Below are 24096 nucleotides of genomic sequence, written 5' to 3'. Positions count from 1 at the left end.
GCCGCCCCGGAGTGTCAGGCCTCTTGCTGCTGGCTGTCGAGTTCGCGCGCGATCCGGAGCCACCGCTCCCCGCAGGACCGGGCGACGGCGGCGATCTCGGCGGTCCAGTGCGGCGGCACGTTCTCGACGCTCGCCATCAGGTCCTGGCCGTCGATCGCGTGCGTGTCGTACCAGCGCAGCAGGGCCCGGCCGGACTCGGAGTACTTCAGCAGGGGGTCCCGCAGCAGCTTGGGCCGGACCGCGGACCACTCGGCCACGGGGAAGGCGACGGGCTTGCGGCGCTGAGTGGGCGGCTGGTCGGCCGCCTGGCACTCCTGTTCGGTTTCCCGGTCCCGCCGGTCGGCCGCGGTGTCCTTGCCGACCAGCCGCAGCTTGGCGGGCAGCGGGTCGGCACCCCGCTGGATCCGCTGGCGGACATCCCGCGCCGTGGACACCGAGACTCCCGCCTGACGTGCCACTTCCCGGAGCGGCATCTCGGGATTGGCGGTGACCACCTCGCCGGCGCGCAGCCGCCCCTGGGTGTAGTCGAGAGGCCGGACCCGGCCGTCCCTGCCGACGCGGGTGTTCGACTGCGGACCGGCATCAGTCGAACGCTCCGCCACGGTCCGGCGCAGTGCGCCGACGGTCTTCGCCGCCAGTCCGGTCAGCGTGGCGACGGCCCGGTCGGACCACTGGGGCTGCGTGCTGAGCACCCGGCGCGCGGCGGCCTCGCGGTCTGTCCGGGAGAGGGGCATGCCGTGCGCGACGTTCTCCTGGACCGCGATGAGGAAGATCATGTCCTCGGGTCCGTCGAAGAAGCGGACGTCGATGGTCTCCTGCCCCCTCATCAGGGCGGCGCGGAGCCTGTGCGACCCGTCGATGACGCGCATAGAACGGCGATGCACGATAATGGGCGGAAGCCGGTCTTCGATATCCGCGAGAAGCTGGGCGTGGGCGTGATCCTCACCGGCCAGACGAGGGGAATCTCCGGGGAGGATCGACCTTATAGGAACGGATTCCACCGGGCTCAATTCGATTGATAATCCATTCCTCGTGGCGGCCCGTCCCCCTGAACCCGTCCCACCGCGTCCACGCGAACTGTCCGCAGTGGACAATCGCGCCCCCGCTCCAGCCATTGAGGATCCCTCTCCTGAGAACCGACTACGCGCGCACCGTTCCTAGGAATCAGCTCTTCCACCCGCAACGCCTATTCATTCTCTTGAAACGAATCTGCGCCACTTGGTCGGAAATTGGATACGGCGAACACACTAGCGGACAGGTGAGACGGATGCCACGTCTCACACAGATGGAGAGAGGACACACCCAAACGAATACAAATGCGGCACGGTCGCCATTCCCATTGCTTCACCCGGGCCTCGCGACCGACCGGTACGAGCCAGGTCACGGGATGGTTACGCAAAAATTTACGCGTTCGCATACGTGATGCGAACGCGCAATGGATCAAGCGGGGAAGCGGTTGGGCATACCGGATCGGCATGAGGTTGGGGCATATGTCCCAAGACGCGCGCGGCCGCGCCGCGCGCGGCGCGAGGAGGCGGAACGCCTCTCAGGCGCGCGGCGCCCTGGCCAGCTGGCGGGACTGGGCGACCAGACGGCCGGCGCTGTCCCACACCTCGGCGTCCTCCTCGAGGAAGCCGCCCGCGAGGTTGCGGGTGGTGATGGCGACGCGCAGCGGGCCGGGGGCCGGACGGCAGCGGATGTGCGTGGTCAGTTCCACGGTCGGCGTCCATCCCTTCAGGCCCATCTCGAAGGAGGTCGGCGGCAGCGCGTCGACGGTGAGCAGCAGCGAGAAGGGGTCGGCGTCGCGGCCGTCGGCCAGACCGAACCAGCCGCGCATCTCACCCTTGCCGGAGGGAGCGCCGACGGCCCATCCCACCGTCGCCGGGTCGAGCTTGATGTCGAGGCGCTCCGTGATCGCGGAGGAGCCGGGGATCTTGGGCGCGGGTCCGTCGGAGGGCCCGAGGCAGTGCTCGCGCGGCGGGATGGCCGGCGGTGTCGCCGTGGTGCGGACCTCGTCGGAGAGCGCGTCGAGGTCTCCGTACGAGGCGAGGACCCGCAGGCGCTCGACCTCGGTGCCGTCCTCGGCGTACTGGAAGAGCGAGGCCTGACCGGTGGAGAGGGTGCGGCCGGTCCGGATCACCTGGGTGCGGACGACGGCCGGGCCGGGCACGGAGGGCGTGAGGTAGTGCGCGGAGACCGTGAAGGGGTCCGGGTGCGGCAGGGCGTCGCCGAGGGCGCGGCCGAGGAGCGCGAGGAGGTATCCGCCGTTGACCGCGTGGATGATGGTCCAGCCCGCGGAGAGTTCCGCGTCGTACACGCCCGGTTCGCGCGGTGTGACGGCCGTGTCGCGGTCGAACTCACTGTCCCCGATGGTCGCCTTGACCTGCGCTGCCTGTGCCATGGTGGCACGCTACAACAACTGATTACCAAGCGGTAGCTTTTTCGGTCTCCTCCGTCGCGGACGAGCGTCTGTTCCAGGCGCGCGGGGCCCGCCAGTGGAAGCGCATGGCCAGCAGCCGCAGCACGAACGCGGTCAGTGCCGCGAGGCCGCTCGTGACGCCGTTCAGCACCTCGAAGCGGATGCACAGCACCACCATCGTGGCTCCGACGATCGCCGGGACGGCGTACAGATCACGGTCCCAGCGCAGCAGCGACGGCACCTCGTTGGCGAGCACGTCGCGCAGGACACCCCCGCCGACGGCGGTGGCGAGCCCCAGTGCGGCCGAGGACGTCAGACCGAGCCCGTACTCGTACGCCTTGACGGTTCCCGCGACACAGAACAGCCCCAGGCCGGCCGCGTCGAAGACGTTGACGGCGGTCTGGGTGCGCTCCACCTGAGGATGCAGGAAGAAGACGAGGACGGTCGCGACCAGCGGCATGAGGAAGTAGCCGAGATCGGTGAAGGCCGCGGGGGGCACAGCGCCGATGATCAGGTCGCGGAAGAGGCCGCCGCCGAGGGCGGTGACCTCGGCGAGGACGGCGATGCCGAAGACGTCGAAGTTCTTGCGGACGGCGAGCAGGGCGCCGGAGATGGCGAAGACGAAGATGCCGACGAGGTCGAGCGCGTGTTGAACGGAGGGGGTGAACAGTTCGTGGAGCACCAGGACATTGTGCCGCCCGCCGCGACGGCGGCCAGCCCCCGGCCTGCACGGCCGGGGGCGGACACGACAGGGGCCTCACGGCCCCCGAGGGGCTCCCGGAGCCCCAGGGTTACACGCTGTCCGGCTCCGGCTCGGTCTTCGACACCGGCCCGGGCTTCGACGCCGGTTCAGTCGTCGAGGCCGGCTCCGCCTTCGACACCGAGACGATCTCCACCGCCTCTCGTGCCGACGGCAGCACCTTGTCGTCCGGCACCTGGTCCTCCGCGTTCTCCGGGTGGTGGCAGGCCACCCGCCGGCCCGGCTTCAGCTCGAGCAGCGGCGGTTCCTGCGTTCCGCAGATCTCCGTCGCCTTCCAGCAGCGGGTGTGGAACCGGCAGCCGCTCGGCGGCGCGATCGGCGAGGGCACGTCACCCTTGAGCAGGATGCGCTCGCTCTTGGCGCCCCTGCGCCGCGGGTCCGGCACCGGCACCGCCGACATCAGCGCCTTGGTGTACGGGTGCATCGGCGCCTCGTACAGCGACTTCCGGTCCGCCAGCTCGACGATCTTGCCCAGGTACATCACGGCGATCCGGTCCGAGACATGGCGGATCACCGACAGGTCGTGGGCGATGATCACGTACGTGAGGCCCAGCTCGTCCTGGAGATCGTCCAGCAGGTTCACCACCTGCGCCTGGATCGAGACGTCGAGCGCCGAGACCGGCTCGTCGGCCACGACCAGTTTCGGATTGAGCGCGAGGGCCCGCGCGATGCCGATGCGCTGCCGCTGACCGCCCGAGAACTCGTGCGGATAGCGGTTGTAGTGCTCGGGGTTGAGACCCACCAGGCCCAGCAGACGCTGGACCTCCTTCTTGACCCCGCCCTCGGGCTGCACGCCCTGCAGCTTGAAGGGCGCGCCGACGATCGTGCCGATGGTGTGGCGCGGGTTCAGCGACGAGTACGGGTCCTGGAAGATCATCTGGATGTCACGGCGCAGCGGCCGCAGCTGACCCGCCGACATGTGGGTGATGTCGTGGCCCGCGAACTCGACCTTGCCACCGGTCGGTTCGAGCAGCCGGGTGATCAGCCGGCCCATCGTCGACTTGCCGCAGCCGGACTCCCCCACGACGCCCAGGGTCTCGCCCGGGCGGACGTCGAAGGACAGACCGTCGACCGCCTTGACCGCGCCGGTCTGGCGCTGGAGCAGGCCCTTCCTGATCGGAAAGTGCTTGACCAGCCCCTCCACCTTGAGCAGCGGCTCGACGGATGCGCTGTCGGTTGCGTTGTTATCGGTCACAGCTTCGGCGCAATCTCTTCGGTCCAGATCCGGGTCCGCTCCTCCTGCGACATGTGGCAGGCGGAGAAATGCCCGCTGCCGAAGCCGCTCCCGGTCTCCGTCAGCTCGGGGCGTGTGGTCCGCGTGATGTTGTCCTTCGGGATGTCCGCGTAGGGACAGCGCGGGTTGAAGGCGCACCCGTCCGGGACGTTGATCAGCGACGGCGGGGAGCCCTTGACGGGGATCAGCCGTTCGGTCTGGTCCCGGTCGATGCGCGGCATCGACCCGAGCAGGCCCCAGGTGTACGGGTGCCGCGGCTCGTAGAAGACCTGTTCGGCGGTGCCGCGCTCGATGCATCGGCCGCCGTACATCACGAGCAGCTTGTCGGCCATCTCGGCGACGACACCCAGGTCGTGGGTGATCATGATGACCGCGGAGCCGAACTCCTTCTGGAGGTCCCGGATCAGATCCAGGATCTGCGCCTGCACGGTCACGTCGAGCGCGGTCGTCGGCTCGTCCGCGATGAGCAGCTGCGGGTTGTTGACCAGCGCCATCGCGATCATCGCGCGCTGGCGCATACCGCCGGAGAACTCGTGCGGGTAGGAGTCGACGCGCTTGCCCGGCTCCGGGATGCCGACGCGGTCGAGCATCTCGATCGCGCGGGCACGGGCCACCTTCCTGGTGACCTTGTTGTGGACGCGGTACGCCTCCACGATCTGCGCGCCGACCGTGTAGTACGGGTGCATCGCGGAGAGCGGGTCCTGGAAGATCATGGCCATCTTCTGGCCGCGCAGCTGCCGTACGTGCTCGGGGTCGGCGCCGATCAGCTCCTCGCCGTCCAGCCAGACCTCGCCGGAGATCCGCGCGTTCGGCGCGGCGTGGTGGAGTCCCATCACGCCCAGCGAGGTGACCGACTTGCCGGAGCCCGACTCGCCGACGATGCCGAGCGTCTCGCCGGCCTTGACGTCGAAACTGACGCCGTCGACCGACTTGACCAGGCCGTCGTCGGTGCGGAAGTGGATCCGCAGGTCACGGACGGAGAGGAAGGTGTCCTCGGTGCCGGAGCGCTGGGCGGGCACCGGCTCTCCCAGCGCCGCGGCGGCCGGCGTGCCGACCGTCTGCTCCTTGGAAACCTCGCTCACGAGTACCTCACCCTGGGGTCGATGGCGGCGTACACCAGGTCCACCAGCAGATTGCAGAAGACGATGAAGAAGGCGGCCGTCAGGGTCACGCCCATCACGATCGGCAGGTCGTTGTCCTGCACGCTCTTGATGGCGTACTTGCCCATGCCCTGGAAGGAGAAGACCGTCTCGGTGATGACGGCGCCGCCGAGAAGGAGACCGAAGTCCATGCCGAAGATGGTGACGATCGGGGTGAGCGCGGCCCGCAGACCGTGCTTGCCGACGACCCGGCTCTCCTTGAGGCCCTTGGCGCGGGCCGTACGGATGTAGTCCTCGCTCATCGTCTCCAGCATTCCGGCCCGGGTGAGCCGGGCGTAGAGCGCGGAGTAGAGGAAGGCGAGCGAGCACCACGGGACCAGCAGGTTCCAGGCCCAGTCGAGCGGGCTCTCGGTGAACGGCACGTAGTTGATGCCGTCCGACCAGATCGGCCACTGCACGGTGAGGACGCCGAGGGCGAGCATGCCGGTGAAGAAGATCGGCAGGGAGACGCCGGCGAGGGCGACGCTCATGAAGAAGCGGTCCAGGAAGGAGCCGCGCTTCAGGGCCGAGACGACACCGGTGGCGATCCCGCTGATGAGCCAGATGACCGCCGCGCCGATGGCGAGCGAGAACGTGACCGGGATACGGCTCACGATCTCGGGCCACACCTCGATGTGACGCTTGAACGAGTAGCCGAAGCAGGGGGCGTCGCAGTGCTGGACGTCCGGCCCGAACTTGTAGTCGGCGCCGACGAAGATCTGCCGGATGAAGTCCCAGTACTGGGCGTAGAGCGGCTGGTCGAGGCCAAGGTTCTTCTTGACCGCTGCCACCGTGTCGGGGTTGGCGTCCTTGCCCACGTACTGGGCCGCCAGTTGGTCCATCGTCTGGCCCGCCATGCGGGGGACGAGGAAGAAGATCGCGAAGGTGACCGCGCTGACGACCAGCAGCAGGAGCACCGCGCCGAAGACGCGTCGGATGAAGTACGCAGCCACAGCTATCCGGCTTCGGTGCCCGCCGGCGGCCGGTGGTCCCTTATGGGGATCACTTGGCCGGCACGGCGGGCACCGAAGCCATCACCTGCCTTTCGAACTCTCGGGGTGGCGGAACCCGCTGCTACTTGGCGGAGCCCATGAGCAGGTAGTCGTACATGCCCAGGTAGGCCTCGCTGACGGTGACGTTGGTCGCCGACGCGGGACGCAGGAGCAGGTTCTTGCGGTAGAGCAGCGGCACCGCGGTGCCACCCTCGGCGACGGCCTTGTCGACCTCGCCCCAGATCTTCTCCCGGGCGGCGGTGTCGGTCGTCGCGATGCCCTCGTTCAGCATCTTGTTGATCGCCGGGTCGTTCAGCTCCTGGACGTTGTTGCCACCGGACGGCTTGATGGCCGAGCCGTTGATGATCTGGTCCAGGAAGCCGAAGCCGGTCGGCCAGTCGGCGCCCCACGCGGTCATGATCATGCCGAGCTTGTTGGCCTTGACGTAGCTCGGGTTGCCCGCGAAGTTCTGGAAGTACTTACCGGCCGGGAAGGACTTGATCTCCGCCTCGATGCCGATCTTCTTCAGCGACGCCTGCACCGCGGTGGCCATGGCCATCTCGGAGGGACGGTCCGAACGGGCCGACAGGTTGGTCTTGAAGCCGTTCGGGTGGCCGCACTTGGCGAGGGCGGCCTTGGCCTTGGCCTCGTCGCCCTTGTTGCCGGCGGTCTCGTACAGGTTGAACTTGCTGTAGCCCGCGACGCTCGGCGGGATCAGCGTGCTGGCCACGTCACCCTTGGGGTCGCCACCGGCGGCGGCCTGGACCGACGCCTTGTCGAGGCCCCACTGGACGGCCTTGCGGCACTCGATGTTGTTGAACGGCGCGACGTTGACGTTCAGGCCGATGTAGGACGTGGCGCCCGCGTACGGGTTGTCCGTCTGCTTCTTCAGCTTGGGGTCGGTGAGGACCTTCGGCTGGGTCGCCGGGGCGACACCGGTGCCGGCGCCGTCGACGGTGAGGTTGTCGGAGATCAGGTTCGCGTCGACCGTCTCCTGCTTCACACCGAAGCGGACCGTGATCTTGTCCGGCAGGGCCGGGCGGATCGGGTCGGTCTTCGCGTCCCAGTTCTCGTTGCGGACGAGGGTCGCGCCCTTGCCCTCCTCGTAGGAGGAGAACTTGTACGGACCGCTGGAGACGATGTGCTTGACGTACTCGGCGCCCTTGTCGGCAGCGCGCGGCACCGGAGCGGTCTGCGAGAAGGTCGCCAGGTAGTCGAAGTCCGCGAAGGCGTTCTTCAGCTTGAAGACGATCGTCGTGTCGTCCGGCGTCTCGATGGAGGCGATGCCGGCCGGGTTCTTGTCCTTGTACGGACCCTGGTACTTGTCGCCGCCCACGAGGTGCGCCTTGAAGTACGTCGGGCCGTTCGACAGCGCCTCGGGGGCGAAGTTCGAACGCTCGACGGCGTACTTCACGTCCTTCGACGTGATCGGCGTGCCGTCCTGGAACTTCAGCCCCTTCTTCAGGGTGTAGGTCCAGGTCTTCGCGTCGGCGCTGGGCTTGCCCAGGGACTCGGCGAGGTCGGGGACGACCTTGAGGCCTTCCTTACCGGCGGCCGGCTTGAAGGAGGTCAGCGTACGGCCGTACAGGCGGGAGAAGTTCTGCACCCAGCCGTAGTACGTGTTGCCCGGGTCGAGGGAGTCCGGCTCGTCCGACATCTCGAACGAGACCGTGCCGCCCTTCTTCTCGGACTTGTTGACGATCGACGTCAGCGCGGCGTCGGCCGCGGCCGAACCGCCCTTGCCGCCCTTGCCGCCCTCGTCGTCCTTGGAACCACCGCACGCGGACGCCCCCAGCGCCAGCACCACTGTCGTGGCGACCAGAAGAGTCGTTTTTCTCGTCTTCACCTGAGGAAAGCCCCCTCAATCGTTGGTTACTTGCTGCGAGGGTCGAGGGCGTCTCGCAGCCCGTCGCCCAGCAGGTTGAAGGCCAGGACCGTGATGAAGATCGCCAGGCCCGGCACGAACATGTACTGCGGATCGGCCTGGTAGGTGTCGACCGCGGTGGTGAGCATTCCGCCCCAGGAGGCCTGCGGCGGTGCGATGCCGACGCCGAGGTAGCTGAGACCCGCCTCGAAGAGGATGTTGGTGGGGATCAGCAGCGTGGCATAGACCAGGATCGGCGCGACCAGGTTGGGCAGCAGCTCCCGGAAGAGGATGAACGGACCGCGGGCGCCGAGGGACCTGGCCGCCTCGACGAACTCGCGGTTGCGCAAGGTCATCGTCTGCGCCCGCACGATGCGGCCCATGTACGGCCAGCTGAAGAAGCCGATCACGAAGATCAGCACGCTGATCCGCAGGGGAAGACCGCTCAGGCCGAACGCGCCGTCCTGCAGGGTCGCCGAGAGGGAGATCGCGAAGAGGAGGAGAGGGAACGCCAGGAACGTGTCCATCATGCGGCTGATCACGGTGTCGACCCAGCCGCCGTAGAAGCCGGCGACGACGCCCATGACCACGCCGATGACCACGGAGAGGACCGTGGCACCGCCGGCGACCAGCAGGGAGACCCAGGAGCCCTCGATGATGCGGGCCAGCAGGTCGCGGCCGAACTGCGGGTCGACGCCCAGCGGGTGGTCCCAGCTCATACCGCCCCAGGCGCCCTTGGGCGCCAGCAGTGCGGGGTCGATGAGGTCCTGGTGGAACTCGTTCGGGTCGAGACCGAAGATCGCCTGGATCGGCTTGGCGAGGACGGCGAGCAGGATCAGCAGGAGGACGACGACGCCGCCCGCGACCGCCAGCTTGTCGCGCTTGAAGCGCGCCCAGGCGATCTGGCCGAGAGAACGCCCCTCGATCTGGCTCTGTTTGGCCCCCGTGAGTACTGCCTCCGGCTGCGCCTCGGCAGCCGGTCCGGTGGTCTCGATCGGTGCGGTCACAGTGCCTAGACCCCTCCCGGCCGGCGGTAGCCGGCCCATACCCCGTCACCGCAACGGCCGTTCTCGCATCAGTGGTGCAAGCGGTACCGATGGTGCGGAAATTACCCAGAACGCCGCATGTGATGCGGCTCGCACAAAGGACCGACGTCCTTCGTTAGCGGGGAGTCTTCAACGGGTTTACGATCACCCGCCAGACCTCACGGGGAATGTTTGCTCAACCGTGATGCGGTTCGTGAACTTCCGTTATCCGGACGGGGCGATCGCCTCAGCGGACCATCTCGGCCACTAATCCATCAAGTCGGACATAAGGCCAACGCCCACGGCGAGACGGCTAATTGGGGTACCCGTACCCGTAGCCGGAGCCCTGGTGCGGAGCGGCCGGGGCGGCGTGCGCGTCCCGGTCGTAGAAGGGGCGCGCGTTGGCCCGCAGCCACATCGCCACCGGGTCGTACGCGTCGGACATGGCGACCGTCGAGACGGGCAGGCCGTCGGGGACCGCGGAGATCGACTGGCGCATCATGGCGCGCACCGCCTCGACCGAGGCCGCGGAGGTGTCGTAGAGGTCGAGACCGATGGCGAGGTACGGGGAGCCGAGCGCGGGCTGCACCCAGGCGCGGCGCAGCGTCCGTACGGACGGGGTGCGGTGGGCGTTCTGGGTCAGCAGGGCGTAGAACTGCGGGATCTCCAGGGCGGGCTCGGAGAGCCGCAGGGGTCCGGCGGGCATCCGGTCCAGGCCCGTGGCGATCCTGCGGAGGTCGGCCCACGGGATGCCGACGCCGCCGCCGGGGTCGTGCGGGTTGAGCCAGACGCCCCAGCGGTCGGGGTAGAGCGCACGGGCGATGTCGTGGCCGGTGACCACCTCGTGGGCGCGGTTCCAGCCGGAGGCGGCGAGCTCCTGGGCCGAGGTGACGCAGGGGGCGTACCCGAGGCCGTCGACCTCCATGTTTCCGTACTGGGCGTCCGGCGAGCCGGGCGCACCGGACCAGAGCAGCATCCAGAGACGGCCGTCGGCCAGGGCGTGCAGCAGCTGCTCGTACGCGTCGTAGCGTCCGGGTGCCACTTGGCGCAGCATGTGCTCGACCTGTCCGGCCGCAGCGGTGCCTGACGCGCTCACCCTGGGTTCCGCCCCTCTTTCGTCCACCGAATCAGCTTAGTTATGCGGAGGCCCGCTGGTAGAAGGGGCGCACCTTCTCCAGCATCCAGTCGCCGACCGGGTCCTGCGCAACGTCCAGGAGGATGAGATTGACCGGCCAGGCCACCTCGACCCGGCCGAGCGCGCGCCCGAGGGCGTCGAGCGGAGCGTTGCGGTCGACGCCGTCCCAGCCGGCGAGCTGGACTCCGACGAAGAGGGCCGGCTCGGTGCCCTCGACGCTGGCCAGGGCGCGGCGGGCGCTGACGACGACGCCGGTGGCCTCGAACTCGGCGGCGGCGGCGGCGAGGAAGTCGACGGGGTCGTCCTGCCAGTCCGGTTCGAAGAGACGGACCCGGCCGCCGCTCGCGGGGCCGTCCAGCGGGGTGCGGCCGACCCGGCAGAGCTCGGCGACGGCGGGCGGCGGCAGCGGGGCGCCGACGGTGCCGCCCGGGTTCACGGCGATGCCGAGCTGCGGGGGCAGTCCGCGGGCGAAGTCACGGGCGGGCGCGACGGTGAAGGACATGTGACTGCCGACGCAGGCCAGGAACTGCTGCTCGGAGCTGAAGACGGGGACGTAGGGGAGGCCGTCGATCTCCAGGGTGGGCAGGTCGAGATCGGTGCTGTCGGGCCCGCCGCCGTTGGGCAGGGGCACCCAGACGGGGCTCCGTCCGAGCACTTCGACGAGCCGGCCCCCTGCGGCGGGGTTGCCGAGCGAGGCGGCCAGCACCTCTTCGAGCTCATTGCCCGGCCACATGACGTCCACGGTCCTCGGTTCCTCTTCTCACGCGCCCTAGTCACGGCGCCTTCCGGGCAGAACCCTAACGCCGCCCTGACGCCGTCGTGGCCAAAAGCGTACGGAGCGCGCCGGTCCGCATCGGCGGCCGGTACCGCCTCGTCGGCCCGGGCGCCCGTCCGGGTGATCCGGCCGTCGGCCGGGCCGTCGGTACGGGCGTCGGTACGGGTGTCGGTACGGGTGTCAGTCCGCGTCGCGGAAACCGATCGTCCGCAGGGCGCCGGCCGCGTCCCGGTCGAGGAGGGTCGCCGAGTCGCAGCCTCGGGGCAGGCGGCCGGTCTCGACGGAGTGCAGCATCCGGCCGACCGCCCGGCGGTGGCGGGCGAAGGCGTAGCCGGACACCCCGCGGCCGCGCTCCCGCTGCCCCGCGCGGGCCGTGGCGGGGGGGACGTCGAGCAGGATCAGATGCAGGGAGCGGCCCCGGCGCCGCGCCTCGCGCGCCAGCCAGTTCCGCACCCAGGACTGGGTGCCGCAGTCGTGGACGATCACGCTGCGCCCCGCGCGCAGGGCACGGCGCAGCCCGGCGTAGTGGGCGATCCGGACGAGCGGGCGGTAGACGGCGTACGGCAGGAAGCGGGGCATCCGCGCTTCCCACCGCTCACGGACGTCCTGCGAATCGATGCCCAGGCCGTCGGCCGCGCGCCGCATCAGCGTCGACTTGCCGCTGCCGGGCAGCCCGGAGACGACCACGAGGTCACCGAGGGCGAAGGCGAGGGTGCGGGGGCCCCGGCCGCCCCGCTCGCGCAGGTCACGGAGGAGGGGCGTGACGGAGTGGCGCCTGCGGGTTCTCGCCCGGGCGCGCTGGGCCGGTATCCCCGTGCCCGTCGCGTATGCGCCGGTGTGGTGGAACGTCATCGCCTCTCCCCCTGTCGGGTCCTGAGGACCCTTCCCAAGAAGTGTAAAGAAACGGTAATGAGGCACAAGCGATTTGCCGATCAGACCCCGCGTGCAATGATGTGCGCGCCAAGCGCACACAACCACATACTGGCCGCTCGAATCCGCGCGGGAGAGTCCCGGACAGGGCTGTAGCAGTGCTGTAGCAGTCCGGGCGCCGAAGGAGCAAGACCCTCCCTTGAATCTCTCAGGCCCCGTACCGCGTGGATGAGGCAGATCTGAAAAGCGGGCGCGTCGTCGCGCCCCACCCAAGGTGCAAGCCGGGGATGCCCTCGGTGAACCTCTCAGGTTCCATGACAGATGGGGAGGACGTCCTCCTCCGTCATGATTTCTGCCCTGGGACCCGGGAGCCACACCGATGAGCACTGCCCCCCGCCTGACCGCCCTCGATGCCCTGCATCGCTCCCTGGGCGCGACCATGACCGACTTCGCGGGCTGGGACATGCCGCTGCGCTACGGCAGCGAGCGCGACGAGCACAACGCCGTCCGCACCAAGGCCGGTCTCTTCGACCTCTCCCACATGGGAGAGATCACGGTCACCGGCCCGCAGGCCGTCGAGCTGCTCGACCACGCGCTGGTCGGCAACATCTCCACGGTGGGCCTCGGCCGCGCCCGCTACACGATGATCTGCCAGGAGGACGGCGGCATCCTCGACGACCTGATCGTGTACCGGCTCCAGGAGCGGGAGTACATGGTCGTCGCCAACGCCTCCAACGCGCAGACCGTCCTCGACGCGCTCACCGAGCGCGCGGCCGGCTTCGACGCCGAGGTCCGCGACGACCGTGACGCGTACGCCCTGATCGCCGTCCAGGGCCCGGAGTCCCCCGGCATCCTGAAGTCGCTGACCGATGCCGACCTGGACGGGCTGAAGTACTACGCGGGGCTGCCCGGCACGGTCGCCGGGGTGCCCGCGCTGATCGCCCGTACCGGCTACACCGGCGAGGACGGCTTCGAGCTCTTCCTGAAGCCCGAGCACGCCGAGGGCGTCTGGAAGGCGCTGACCGAGGCCGGCGCCCCCGTCGGCCTGATCCCCTGCGGCCTGTCCTGCCGTGACACGCTCCGCCTGGAGGCGGGCATGCCGCTGTACGGGCACGAGCTGACCACCTCCCTCACCCCGTTCGACGCGGGCCTGGGCCGGGTCGTCAAGTTCGAGAAGACGACCAACGGCGGCGACTTCGTCGGCCGCAAGGCCCTGGAGGCCGCCGCCGAGCGCGCCGCCACCAACCCGCCGCGCAAGCTCGTCGGCCTGATCGCCGAGGGCCGCCGGGTCCCGCGCGCCGGCTTCCCGGTCGTGGCGAACGGCGAGGTCGTCGGCGAGGTCACCTCCGGCGCCCCCTCCCCGACACTCGGCAAGCCGATCGCCATGGCGTACGTGGACGCGGCGCACGCCGAGCCCGGGACGCAGGGTGTAGGTGTGGACATCCGCGGCACGCACGAGCCGTACGAGGTCGTTGCGCTGCCGTTCTACAAGCGCCAGAAGTGACGTTTCCGTCCCACTCGGTCCCGCACCGGTGTCTCACGGTGTGTCTCACCTCGCAAGACCCACGTTCATCAGCACTCCCCCGATCCAGGAGAATCAGGCCATGAGCAACCCCCAGCAGCTGCGCTACACCAAGGAGCACGAGTGGCTGTCGACCGCCGAGGACGGCGTCGCGACGGTCGGCATCACGGAGTTCGCGGCCAACGCGCTCGGTGACGTCGTCTACGCCCAGCTCCCCGAGGTCGGGGACACCATCACCGCGGGCGAGTCCTGTGGCGAGCTGGAGTCGACCAAGTCCGTCAGCGACCTGTACGCCCCGGTCACCGGCGAGGTCGTCGCGGCCAACCAGGACGTCGTGGACGACCCCTCCCTGGTGAACACCGCTCCGTTCGAGGGCGGCTGGCTGTTCAAGGTGCGCATCACGGACGAGCCGGACGATCTGCTCACCGCCGACGAGTACGCCGCTTTCACCGCCGGCTAACCGAGACCGAGACCCCAGGGATCGATTCATGTCGCTTCTGAACACCCCTCTCCACGAGCTGGACCCCGACGTCGCCGCCGCCGTCGACGCCGAGCTCCGCCGCCAGCAGTCCACCCTCGAGATGATCGCCTCGGAGAACTTCGCTCCGGTCGCGGTCATGGAGGCCCAGGGCTCCGTTCTCACCAACAAGTACGCCGAGGGCTACCCCGGCCGCCGCTACTACGGCGGCTGCGAGCACGTCGACGTCGCCGAGCAGATCGCGATCGACCGGGTCAAGGACCTGTTCGGCGCCGAGTACGCCAACGTCCAGCCGCACTCCGGCGCCTCCGCCAACCAGGCCGCGCTCTTCGCGATCGCCCAGCCCGGCGACACGATCCTCGGCCTGGACCTGGCCCACGGCGGCCACCTCACGCACGGCATGCGCCTGAACTTCTCCGGCAAGCAGTTCAACGTGGTCGCCTACCACGTCGACGAGGCCGGCCTGGTCGACATGGCAGAGGTCGAGCGCCTGGCCAAGGAGAACCACCCCAAGGTGATCATCGCGGGCTGGTCCGCCTACCCGCGTCAGCTGGACTTCGCGGAGTTCCGCCGGATCGCGGACGAGGTCGGCGCCTACCTGTGGGTCGACATGGCGCACTTCGCGGGCCTGGTCGCGGCCGGTCTGCACCCCAACCCGGTCGAGTACGCGGACGTGGTGACCTCCACCACGCACAAGACGCTCGGCGGCCCGCGCGGCGGCATCATCCTGGCCAAGAAGGAGTTCGCGAAGAAGCTGAACTCCTCGGTCTTCCCCGGTTTCCAGGGCGGCCCGCTGGAGCACGTGATCGCGGCCAAGGCCGTCTCCTTCAAGGTCGCGGCCTCGGAGGAGTTCAAGGAGCGCCAGCAGCGCACGGTCGACGGTGCCCGCATCCTCGCCGAGCGCCTGGTCCGCGACGACGTCACCCAGTACGGCGTGTCGGTCCTGTCCGGCGGCACGGACGTGCACCTGGTCCTCGTCGACCTGCGCGACAGCGAGCTCGACGGCCAGCAGGCCGAGGACCGCCTCCACGAGGTCGGCATCACGGTCAACCGGAACGCCGTCCCGAACGACCCCCGGCCGCCGATGGTCACCTCGGGTCTGCGGATCGGTACGCCGGCGCTCGCCACCCGCGGTTTCGGCACCGAGGACTTCACCGAGGTCGCCGACATCATCGCGGAGACCCTGAAGCCCGGTTTCGACGCGGAGGCCCTGAAGGCGCGTGTGACCGCGCTGGCCGACAAGCACCCGCTGTACCCCGGCCTGAAGTAATTTCGTACCCTTTTGTTCGGACGAACCTCCGGGGCACCGCGCACACTGGACTGTGAGCGCGGTGCCCCACCCCATGTTCCAGCGCTTTTCTGCTCCACCCCGGCAGACAACGGCGTCTACCACCCCCACAAGGAGTCTCCCGTGGCCATCTCGGTCTTCGACCTGTTCTCGATCGGTATCGGTCCGTCGAGCTCCCACACGGTGGGCCCGATGAGGGCGGCCCGGATGTTCGCCAGCCGGCTGAAGAACGAGGGCCTGCTGGCCCACACCGCCTCGATACGGGCGGAGCTGTTCGGCTCGCTCGGCGCCACCGGCCACGGCCACGGCACGCCGAAGGCCGTCCTGCTGGGCCTGGAGGGGAACTCTCCTCGCACGGTCGACGTCGAGACGGCCGACGAGCAGGTCGAGCGGATCAAGTCGAGCGGCCGGCTGCAGCTCCTCGGGGCGCACGAGATCGGCTTCGACTTCGACGAGGACCTGATCCTGCACCGCCGCAAGGCGCTGCCGTACCACGCCAACGGCATGACCATCTTCGCGTACGACGCCGAGGGCGCCCCGGTCCTGGAGAAGACCTACTACTCGGTCGGCGGCGGCTTCGTCGTCGACGAGGACGCCGTCCAGGGCGAGAACCCGATCGTCCCGGACGACACGGTCCTGAAGTACCCCTTCCGCACCGGTGACGAGCTGCTGCGCCTGGCGAAGGAGACCGGTCTGTCGATCTCCGCGCTGATGCTGGAGAACGAGAAGGCCTGGCGCACCGAGGAGGAGATCCGCGAGGGCCTCCTGGAGATCTGGCGCGTCATGCAGGCCTGCGTCTCGCGCGGCATGTCCCGCGAGGGCATCCTGCCCGGCGGCCTGAAGGTCCGCCGCCGCGCCGCGAACACGGCCCGCAAGCTGCGCTCCGAGGGCGACCCGGCGGCGCTCGCGATGGAGTGGATCACCCTCTACGCGATGGCCGTGAACGAGGAGAACGCGGCGGGCGGCCGCGTGGTCACCGCCCCGACGAACGGCGCGGCCGGCATCATTCCGGCGGTCCTGCACTACTACATGAACTTCGTACCGGGCGCCGACGAGGACGGCGTGGTCCGCTTCCTGCTCGCGGCCGGCGCGGTCGGCATGCTCTTCAAGGAGAACGCCTCCATCTCCGGCGCCGAGGTCGGCTGCCAGGGCGAGGTCGGCTCGGCCTGCTCGATGGCGGCCGGCGCGCTCGCGGAGGTCCTGGGCGGCTCCCCGGAGCAGGTCGAGAACGCGGCCGAGATCGGCATGGAGCACAACCTGGGCCTGACCTGCGACCCGGTCGGCGGCCTCGTCCAGATCCCGTGCATCGAGCGCAACGGCATGGCGGCGGTCAAGGCGGTCACGGCGGCGAAGATGGCGATGCGCGGCGACGGCAACCACCTGGTCTCCCTCGACAAGGTCATCAAGACGATGAAGGAGACCGGCGCCGACATGTCGGTCAAGTACAAGGAGACCGCGCGCGGCGGGCTCGCGGTGAACATCATCGAGTGCTGAGCGGACGGGGGTGCTGATCAGGGGGAGAGCCAGTGGGGGTCCGGTACCACCGTCAGGAGGGCCGAGACCACGACGATCGCCGCCAGCACCCCCAGCTCGATCCGGGCCGGTGCCCGGGCGTCGCCGCCGCGCAGCATCCGGTGGCGGGCCGTGAGCGCCAGCAGGCTCACCAGGCCGAAGAGGGCGAGCTTGGCAAGGAGCACCCTGCCGTACGCCGTGGTCAGGACGACGTCGAGGGGGAGGCGGCGCAGGGTCGAGCAGGTGCCGGTGATCACCAGGGCGGCGAACAGCCAGGCCGCCGTGCGGGCGTAGCGGACGAGGACGTCACGGCCGCCACCGCGCAGCCGCATGGTCCGCAGGACGTGGAGCAGGCCGCCGAACCAGAGCGAGGCCGCCGTCAGGTGGACGACGGTCAGCCCGGTGCCGATCGCGGGGGCGTACGCCTCCGGGTGGGCGCGCAGGGCCTCGGCGCAGACGACCCCGGTGAGCGGCACGAGGGCGAGCGCGGGGCGGCGGGAGGCGGCGCAGAGGGACGCGAGGGCGAAGGCGTTGGCCGTGATCAGGAGGAGCCTGCCTTCGCGGATGCCGTAGACGGTGGCGAGGCTCAGGCCGCTGACGGCCGCGAAGAGCACGAGGAGTCCGGCGGAGGCCACCGCTCCGGCCAGGGCCGCGGCCGGGGACCAGCGGCGCGGGAGCGGGCCCTCACGGGCCATGCGGACGCCGGCGAGTTCACCGAGGTGGACCGCGAGCGCCACCAGGACGAACACGCGCAGCACGCTGGTGGTGCCGGCCGCCGGAATACGGAGTTCGCCTGTGCCCGTCTGGGCGACACCGGCGCCGAGCAAGGCGACGGTGAGGGCCGCGAGAGCGGCCAGTACGGCTGCCGTCCGACGTATGGGGGCACCTGCGGGACCGGGAGGCGTCACCGGTCGATCGTCACCTCGGGCCGGGCGGGCGGCAACTCACGTACGTACGCACGTGGCACGGCGCCGCCCGCCCTCACCCGGCCGGTCAGGCCTGCGCGGAGCCCTTGTCGAGGTGGGCCCAGAACTCGTCCCAGGAGAGCTTGCCGTCGCCGTTGCCGTCACGCTGGTTGATGAGCGCCTCGGCGACCGTCTCGGTGACGTGGAAGTCACCCAGCTGGGCCATCACGCTCTTGTACTCGGCGGCGGTGATGAGGCCGTCCCCGTCCACGTCGAACCGCTCGAATGCCTTGCGTGCCGACTCGATGTCCGCCACTGCTGCCGCCCCTTCTTGGTGCTTCGATGACGGGGGTCAGATTATCGGTCCCGGGCGTGGCCGATGATGGGGGTATGAGCGGTGATGTGGCACGGATCCTGGCAGCGGCGGCCCGCGGGGAGTTTCCTCCCCCGGACGGGCGTACGACCGTGGTCCCGCAGCCGAACGCGCGGGACGCCGGTGTCCTCGCCTTCACCGCGCACTCGGTGGTCTTCACGGGCGAGGACCCGGAGTGGGTACGGGCGGAGCTGGCGGCGACCGCGAGCGACCCGCTGGCGGCCTCGATGAACCCCGGCTTCCTCGCGGCGCTGATGGCGCGCACGGGCCGGCACATGAACACCGTCGACCTGCTGACGGTGGCGGGCGCGCTGCCGGGCGCCCCCGAGCTGCCGCTGCGCGAGATCGAGGACCCCGGGCATCCCCGGGTGGCGCGGGCGATGAAGTTCCGCGACGAGGTACGGGTGTGGGCGGCCGACGGCGGCGTGGTGATCCTGGGCCGGGGCGTCGCCGGTCGCTGGGAGGCCGCGATCGAGGTCGAGGAACACGTCAGGCACCGCGGCCTGGGCCGGGCGCTGGCCCTCGCCGCCCGCCACCTGACACCGGGCTCGGTCGTCTGGGCCCAGCAGTCCCCCGGCAACGCCCGCAGCGTCCGCGTCTTCCAGGCGGCCGGCTACCGCCCCGTGGCCTCCGAGGCCCTCCTGGTCGCCGGCTGAAGGTCACCTGAAGATTCCGGTGTGGCCGAGCGAGTATCGGCCGGGTTGCGGGTAGACCGCGAGGCCGTGGGGGCCGCCGCCGACCGGGATGCGGGCGATCTGCCTGCCGGTCGTGGTGTCGATCGCGTAGACCTCGGAGTCGTAGCGGCCGGACAGCCACAGCACCTTGCCGTCGGCCGAGACGCCGCCCATGTCCGGGGAGCCGCCGTCCGGCAGCCACCACTTCTTGGTCAGCTTGTTCTTCGCGAAGTCGAAAACCGAGATGGAGCCCTCGCCGCGGTTGGGGACGTACATCTCCTTGGAGTCGCGGGAGATGTAGAGGCCGTGGCAGCCCTTGCCGGTCGGCATCAGGGACGGGGTGCTGAACTTCTCGCCGTCCAGGACCCACATGCCGTGGGCCATCATGTCGGCGATGTAGAAGGTCTTGCCGTCCGGCGAGATCTTCACGTCCTGCGGCATCGCACCCTCGAGGGGCAGCCTCTGCTGGCCCACGACCTCCATCTTCTCCGTGTCGACCTTGAGCAGTTCGCCGGAGAACTCGCAGGAGACGATGAAGTACCGGCCGTCGGCCGAGAAGTCCGCGTGGTTGACGCCGTAGCAGGAGACGGGGACGGTCTTCTTCCGTTCCATGGTGTGCGGGTCGCGGAAGACCAGCTCGCGGTCGAGGGACGCCATCACGACGGCGTACCTGCCGTTGGGCGTGAAATAGAGGTTGTACGGGTCGTGGACCTCGACCGGCTTGCCGGCGGTGCCGGTGGCCGGGTCGATCGGGGTGAGCGTGTGGCCGCGGTTGTTGTTGACCCAGAGCGTCTTCATGTCCCAGGAGGGGACGACGTGCTGCGGCTGGATGCCGACCGGGATGGTCTCGATGACCCGGTAGGTCGCCGGGTCGATGACGGAGACGGTGTTGGAGTTGGTGTTGGGGACGTAGACCCGGGAGGGGAAGTCCTTGACCACGGGCGAGAGCTTGTTCGGCCGGTCGGCCGCGTACACGTCCTTGGGGTCGAGGACCGGCGGCATGCCGGGCAGTCCCGCCGGGGCGGTCTTCTTCGGTACGGCGGGCGCCGCCTCCTTCCTGGCGCCGGCGCCGGGCGGGGCCGTGTCGTCCGGGGTGCCGCAGCCGGCGAGCGCGACGAGCAGCGCGGCCGCGACGAGGCTCTTCGATCGCTTGGTGAGAGGCAGCATCAGGTCAGCAGCTCCGTGGTCGTCACCGGGCGCAGGCCGCGGCGGTCGAGTTCGGCGAGGAGGGGCGGCAGTGCGGTGACCGTGTCCGCGTAGCCGAAGTGCAGGCTCACCACTGATCCGCCGCGGATCGGCCCGGTGACGTTGCGGACGACGGCCGCGGCACCGGGTGAGGTGAAGTCGAGGGAGTCGACGTCGTACGAGAGGACGTGCGGGTAGCCGGCCCGGCGGGCCGCGCGCTGGACGGCCGGGCCGGCGTGCCGGGTCCTGGAGGGCCGGAACCAGGTGCCGACGGAGCCGGTGAGGCGGCGCAGCCGGGTGGCGCAGGCGCTGATCTCGGCGTACGCCTCGTCCTCGGTCATGGTGTCGATGTCGAGGTGGCGCTGGGTGTGGTTGCCGAGGTCGTGTCCGCCGTCGAGGATCCGGCGGGCGATGTCGGGGTAGCGGTCGAGCCACTCGCCGACGGCGAGGACGGTGACGCGGGCGCCACCCTTCTCGGCGGCGCCGAGCACGGCGCGGGCGAGGGCCGGGTCGCCGTGGCCGTGGAAGGTGAGGGCGACCCGGGCGCGGTCACGGGGGCCGCTGACGATCTCGACGGGGTGGCCGGGGAAGCGGCGGGGCGCGGGCGCGGGCGTGGGCGTGGGCGCGGCCTCGGGAGGGGTGCGCCGGGGGCGGGGGGCCGTGCCGCAGGCGGCGGTGAGGGCTCCGGCGACGGCGACGGCCGCACCCGCTCGTAGGGCGCCACGGCGGTCGGTCAGGGTCACCCGGCCATTTAAGTCCCCTTATGAGCGATTCATCACGATTGACCCCATTCGAGGTGTGGGCGGGTCGCGATCCGCCCGCACCGGGCAGCAGCAATGAGGAGGAAACAATCGACGAACACCATACTTGTTCATCGTTTACAAGGTCAGTGCGCTATGTCACCAACGATTCACTCGCAATCAGTCCCACTGTGTCCAGAAATGCCCCACTAGGAACTTTTGGTGGTACGGCCCCCGTCTGTCATAGTCGGAGACACGACCCCCATTGACCCGGGCCAGGTCGTCCAAGCCGCCGTGGATACACCCCCCCGTCCACGGCGCTCCACACAGCAGCCCCCAGGCGCCTCACCGCGGCGGACGGGGGCTTCTGTGCGTCCGCGGCGGGGAGTCCGCGAGCGGGGGGGTCAGCGGTCGGCGACCCGCATCTCGAACCAGGTGGTCTTGCCGCGCGGCTGCAGGTCCACGCCCCAGCGGTCGGAGAGCTTGTCGACGAGGAAGAGACCGCGGCCGCTGACGTCCAGTTCATGGACGGGCATCAGACAGGGCAGGCCGCGCGAGGGGTCGCGCACCTCGATCCGGATCCAGCCGCGGCGGCGCAGCATCCGCAGGCCGAAAACCCGGGCGCCGGTGTGCCGGACGGCGTTGCCGACCAGTTCGGAGACGAGTAACACGGCGTGCTCGGCGATGTGCGGGGACAGCGACCACTGGCGCAGGACCACGCACTGGGTGAGCCGGCGGGCGATGGCGGCGGACTGCGGCCGTGACGGCAGCCGGACGTCTTCCTCGGCCGGATTACCGAACAACTCCAGCACCTTCAGGGCCTGTTCGTCCTCGACGGCCGGTGTCCACCGTGCGGCGGTCGCACCGCTGTGCTGCCGCGGCTGTTCCGTACCCTCCAGGCCCGCCATGCCCACCATCATGGCCGTACGGAACGGGCCGCGTGGCCGTTCCGAGGGAATCGATCCCCTGGAATCGGCAATTCCAGGGGATTCGCCCCGCACATCCTGGAGGCGGTCCGATCAGACGAACTTCGCCTTGCCCGGGCCCTCTTCGACGAAGCTGCGCATCCCGCGCTCACGGTCCTCGGTCGCGAAGAGGCCCGCGAACCAGGTGCGCTCGATCGCGAGACCGGTGTCGATGTCGGCCTCGAGCCCCTGGTCGACCGACTCCTTGGCGGCGCGCAGCGCGAGGGCCGGCCCCTGGGCGAGCTTGGCGGCCCAGGCGTGCGCCTGCTCGTACACCTCGGCCGCGGGGACGACGCGGTCGACCAGACCGAGCGTCAGGGCCTCGTCGGCCTTGACCATCCGGCCGGTGAAGATGAGGTCCTTGGCCTTGGAGGGGCCGACGAGACGGGAGAGGCGCTGAGTGCCGCCCGCACCCGGGATGAGGCCGAGGAGGATCTCGGGCTGTCCGAGTTTGGCGTTGTCGGCGGCGATCCGGTAGTCGGCGCAGAGCGCCAGCTCGCAGCCGCCGCCCAGCGCGTAGCCGGTGATCGCGGCGACGACCGGCTTGGGGATGCGGGCGACCGCGGTGAAGGAGTCCTGGAGCGCGCGCGACCGCTTGACCATGGCCGCGTGGTCCATGACCTGCATCTCCTTGATGTCCGCGCCGGCCGCGAACACCTTCTCGCCGCCGTACAGGATGACGGCCCGTACGTCGTCGCGGTCGCTCGCCTCCTGGGCGAGCTCGCGCAGCCGGTCCTGGGTGGCGATGTCGAGGGCGTTCATCGGGGGGCGGTCGAGGCGGATGACGCCGACACCTTCGGTGACTTCGAGATTCACAGTCATAGAGGCAGGTTAGCGGCCGTTAACGGCGGCGGACCCGGTGCCGTTGGTCACAGCACCGGGTCCGCACTCAGTCGTCTACGACTGTGACTACTTGATCCACTCCGACCAGTCCATGTTCCAGCCGTTGAGGCCGTTGTCCGGCTTGATCTCCTTGTCCTTGGAGTTCTTCACGATCACCACGTCGCCGATGAGCGAGCGGTCGTAGAACCAGGCGGCGGGGGTGGAGCCGTCGCCGGCGCCGCGGGCGTCGCGCAGGCCGACGCAGCCGTGGCTGACGTTGGCCGAGCCGAAGGTCCCGGCCGAGGCCCAGTAGTTGCCGTGGACGAAGGTGCCCGAGGTGGACAGACGCATCGCGTGCGGCACGTCCTTGATGTCGTACTCGCCGCCGAAGCCGACCGTGGCTCCGTTCATGCGGGTCACCTTGTACTTCTCACTGATGACCATCTGACCGTTGTACGTGGTCGTCGACGGGGCGCCCGCGGTGATCGGGATCGTCTTGATGATCTTGCCGTCGCGCTCGACCTTCATCGTCTTCGCGCTGGCGTCGACCGTGGAGACCTGGCGACGGCCGATGGTGAAGGAGATCGTCTTCTTCTGCTTGCCGTAGACCCCCGGGCGGCCCTCGACGCCGTCCAGGTTGAACGCGACGGTCACCTTGGTGCCCGCGGCCCAGTACTTCTCCGGGCGGAAGTCGAGACGGTCGTTGCCGAACCAGTGGCCCTCGATCCGCACGGCGGGCTCGGCGGTCACCTTGATGGCCTTCTCCACCGCCTCCGGGTTGGTGATGCCCCGGGTGAAGTTGACGGATACCGGCATGCCGACGCCGACGGTCGAACCGTCCTCGGGCGTGTAGTGACCGATGAAGGTGTTCTTGGGGACCAGGGTGGTGAAGGTGGTGTCCTTCGCCGACTCACGGCCCTCGGCGTCCTTGGCCACGGCGTGGACCTTGTACTGCGTGCCCGCCGCCAGGTGACCGACGGGCTGCCAGCTCGTGCCGTCCGCCGCGAGCTTGCCCTCGACCTCGGTGCCCTTGGAGTCGGCGACCGTGACCGTGGTCAGCTTGCCCTGCTCCGCCGTCACCTTCAGCGCGCCGCTGGTGGCGACCGAGTCCGCCCCGTCCTTCGGGGCGATCGTCACGACCGCCTGCGAGGCCGCGTTCTCCTGCTGTCCGCCCTGCGACGGATTCTGTCCCCCCGCGCTCCCCGGGGCCGGGTCCCCGCCCCCGCACGCCGTGAGCACCAGGAGCATCGCCCCCGCCGCCAGAGTCCGCAGTCGCGCTCCCCCGCGCTTCCGCCGCGACCCGGCCGATGCCCCCGATATCGGCTGCCCGTTCACTGTGGTGTTCTCCCCTCGCACGGCCTGGTCTCGCCACGGCCCGCACCCCCGCGCGCATCTTTCGCGCACACGGCGTTAGATAAT

23 protein-coding genes and 1 riboswitch are annotated in these 24096 nt (G+C 69.9%); of the genes, 5 read left to right on the top strand and 18 right to left on the bottom strand.

Annotated features, from left to right (window positions below; genetic code table 11):
* Positions 1–14 precede the first annotated feature (14 nt).
* The 11 genes from IE136_RS25450 to IE136_RS25400 all read right to left on the bottom strand — a co-directional run bounded on the left by IE136_RS25450 (position 15) and on the right by IE136_RS25400 (position 12195).
* Entirely contained in the window at positions 15–869 is an 855-nt protein-coding gene (locus IE136_RS25450; RefSeq protein ID WP_444545722.1) for a ParB/RepB/Spo0J family partition protein, read from the bottom strand.
* Positions 870–1546: 677 nt separating this feature from the next.
* The gene (locus IE136_RS25445; protein WP_158990711.1) at positions 1547–2401 is read right to left on the bottom strand and encodes a thioesterase family protein; all 855 of its coding nucleotides are present in this window, start codon (positions 2399–2401) and stop codon (positions 1547–1549) included.
* A 22-nt stretch (positions 2402–2423) separates the two neighbouring features.
* The gene (locus tag IE136_RS25440; protein WP_158990709.1) at positions 2424–3101 is read right to left on the bottom strand and encodes a trimeric intracellular cation channel family protein; all 678 of its coding nucleotides are present in this window, start codon (positions 3099–3101) and stop codon (positions 2424–2426) included.
* A gap of 109 nt (positions 3102–3210) precedes the next feature.
* Positions 3211–4374 (bottom strand): ABC transporter ATP-binding protein, encoded by a 1164-nt coding sequence (locus IE136_RS25435; protein WP_158990707.1) that lies wholly within the window; start codon positions 4372–4374, stop codon positions 3211–3213.
* Positions 4371–5495, bottom strand: a complete 1125-nt coding sequence (locus IE136_RS25430) for an ABC transporter ATP-binding protein (protein ID WP_373309132.1) — start codon at positions 5493–5495, stop codon at positions 4371–4373. Before IE136_RS25430 ends, IE136_RS25435 begins: the two co-directional genes overlap by 4 nt.
* Positions 5492–6505 (bottom strand): ABC transporter permease, encoded by a 1014-nt coding sequence (locus IE136_RS25425; RefSeq protein ID WP_158990703.1) that lies wholly within the window; start codon positions 6503–6505, stop codon positions 5492–5494. Before IE136_RS25425 ends, IE136_RS25430 begins: the two co-directional genes overlap by 4 nt.
* 121 nt (positions 6506–6626) lie before the next feature.
* Entirely contained in the window at positions 6627–8390 is a 1764-nt protein-coding gene (locus IE136_RS25420) for an ABC transporter substrate-binding protein (RefSeq protein WP_158990701.1), read from the bottom strand.
* Positions 8391–8416: 26 nt separating this feature from the next.
* The gene (locus IE136_RS25415) at positions 8417–9415 is read right to left on the bottom strand and encodes an ABC transporter permease (RefSeq protein WP_158990699.1); all 999 of its coding nucleotides are present in this window, start codon (positions 9413–9415) and stop codon (positions 8417–8419) included.
* A gap of 331 nt (positions 9416–9746) precedes the next feature.
* Positions 9747–10529, bottom strand: a complete 783-nt coding sequence (locus IE136_RS25410; RefSeq protein ID WP_189601504.1) for an enhanced serine sensitivity protein SseB C-terminal domain-containing protein — start codon at positions 10527–10529, stop codon at positions 9747–9749.
* A gap of 40 nt (positions 10530–10569) precedes the next feature.
* Positions 10570–11301 (bottom strand): enhanced serine sensitivity protein SseB, encoded by a 732-nt coding sequence (locus IE136_RS25405; protein WP_189601524.1) that lies wholly within the window; start codon positions 11299–11301, stop codon positions 10570–10572.
* Between the two features lie 222 nt (positions 11302–11523).
* Complete coding sequence (locus IE136_RS25400; RefSeq protein WP_189601503.1) at positions 11524–12195, bottom strand: AAA family ATPase; 672 nt, start codon at positions 12193–12195, stop codon at positions 11524–11526.
* 138 nt (positions 12196–12333) lie between these two features.
* A riboswitch (glycine riboswitch) is annotated at positions 12334–12446 on the top strand.
* A gap of 146 nt (positions 12447–12592) precedes the next feature.
* Between IE136_RS25400 and gcvT the strand changes: the two genes are divergently transcribed.
* The 4 genes from gcvT to IE136_RS25380 all read left to right on the top strand — a co-directional run bounded on the left by gcvT (position 12593) and on the right by IE136_RS25380 (position 16995).
* Positions 12593–13717 carry a glycine cleavage system aminomethyltransferase GcvT gene (gcvT, locus tag IE136_RS25395; protein ID WP_158990693.1) on the top strand — a complete coding sequence of 375 codons (1125 nt, stop codon included), beginning with the start codon at positions 12593–12595 and terminating at the stop codon, positions 13715–13717.
* Positions 13718–13817: 100 nt separating this feature from the next.
* Positions 13818–14195: a glycine cleavage system protein GcvH gene (gcvH, locus tag IE136_RS25390; RefSeq protein ID WP_158990691.1), complete on the top strand. Its 378-nt coding sequence runs from the start codon at positions 13818–13820 to the stop codon at positions 14193–14195.
* A gap of 28 nt (positions 14196–14223) precedes the next feature.
* Positions 14224–15483 carry a serine hydroxymethyltransferase gene (glyA, locus tag IE136_RS25385; protein ID WP_158990689.1) on the top strand — a complete coding sequence of 420 codons (1260 nt, stop codon included), beginning with the start codon at positions 14224–14226 and terminating at the stop codon, positions 15481–15483.
* Positions 15484–15624: 141 nt separating this feature from the next.
* Positions 15625–16995 (top strand): L-serine ammonia-lyase, encoded by a 1371-nt coding sequence (locus IE136_RS25380; RefSeq protein WP_158990687.1) that lies wholly within the window; start codon positions 15625–15627, stop codon positions 16993–16995.
* A gap of 17 nt (positions 16996–17012) precedes the next feature.
* On the opposite strand, the gene IE136_RS25375 is transcribed toward IE136_RS25380, so the two are convergent.
* Together IE136_RS25375 and IE136_RS25370 are read right to left on the bottom strand one after the other, a co-directional pair.
* A complete protein-coding gene (locus IE136_RS25375) occupies positions 17013–17921 on the bottom strand; it encodes a CopD family protein (RefSeq protein ID WP_158990685.1) in 909 nt (302 codons plus the stop codon).
* A gap of 85 nt (positions 17922–18006) precedes the next feature.
* Positions 18007–18234, bottom strand: a complete 228-nt coding sequence (locus IE136_RS25370) for an EF-hand domain-containing protein (protein WP_158990683.1) — start codon at positions 18232–18234, stop codon at positions 18007–18009.
* Between the two features lie 74 nt (positions 18235–18308).
* Here IE136_RS25370 and IE136_RS25365 point away from each other — a divergent pair, with 74 nt between their 5' ends.
* Positions 18309–18947: a GNAT family N-acetyltransferase gene (locus tag IE136_RS25365; protein WP_189601502.1), complete on the top strand. Its 639-nt coding sequence runs from the start codon at positions 18309–18311 to the stop codon at positions 18945–18947.
* 3 nt (positions 18948–18950) lie between these two features.
* Here IE136_RS25365 and IE136_RS25360 read toward each other — a convergent pair whose 3' ends face one another.
* The 5 genes from IE136_RS25360 to IE136_RS25340 form a co-directional block, all read right to left on the bottom strand.
* On the bottom strand, positions 18951–20132 hold the full coding sequence (locus tag IE136_RS25360) for a YncE family protein (RefSeq protein WP_158990678.1): 1182 nt from the start codon (positions 20130–20132) through the stop codon (positions 18951–18953).
* The gene (locus IE136_RS25355; protein ID WP_158990676.1) at positions 20132–20893 is read right to left on the bottom strand and encodes a polysaccharide deacetylase family protein; all 762 of its coding nucleotides are present in this window, start codon (positions 20891–20893) and stop codon (positions 20132–20134) included. The genes IE136_RS25360 and IE136_RS25355 overlap by 1 nt, the downstream gene beginning before the upstream one ends.
* A 401-nt stretch (positions 20894–21294) precedes the next feature.
* Entirely contained in the window at positions 21295–21810 is a 516-nt protein-coding gene (locus IE136_RS25350; protein ID WP_189601501.1) for an ATP-binding protein, read from the bottom strand.
* 99 nt (positions 21811–21909) lie between these two features.
* Complete coding sequence (locus tag IE136_RS25345) at positions 21910–22677, bottom strand: enoyl-CoA hydratase/isomerase family protein (RefSeq protein ID WP_158990672.1); 768 nt, start codon at positions 22675–22677, stop codon at positions 21910–21912.
* Between the two features lie 87 nt (positions 22678–22764).
* Positions 22765–24012 carry a L,D-transpeptidase family protein gene (locus IE136_RS25340; RefSeq protein WP_158990670.1) on the bottom strand — a complete coding sequence of 416 codons (1248 nt, stop codon included), beginning with the start codon at positions 24010–24012 and terminating at the stop codon, positions 22765–22767.
* Positions 24013–24096: the final 84 nt, after the last annotated feature.

Origin of the sequence: Streptomyces lateritius (assembly GCF_014649715.1) — a bacterium.
GTDB lineage: Bacteria > Actinomycetota > Actinomycetes > Streptomycetales > Streptomycetaceae > Streptomyces > Streptomyces lateritius.
The sequence above is the reverse complement of the archived record's forward strand: the minus strand, read 5'-3'. Positions and strand labels throughout refer to the sequence as shown.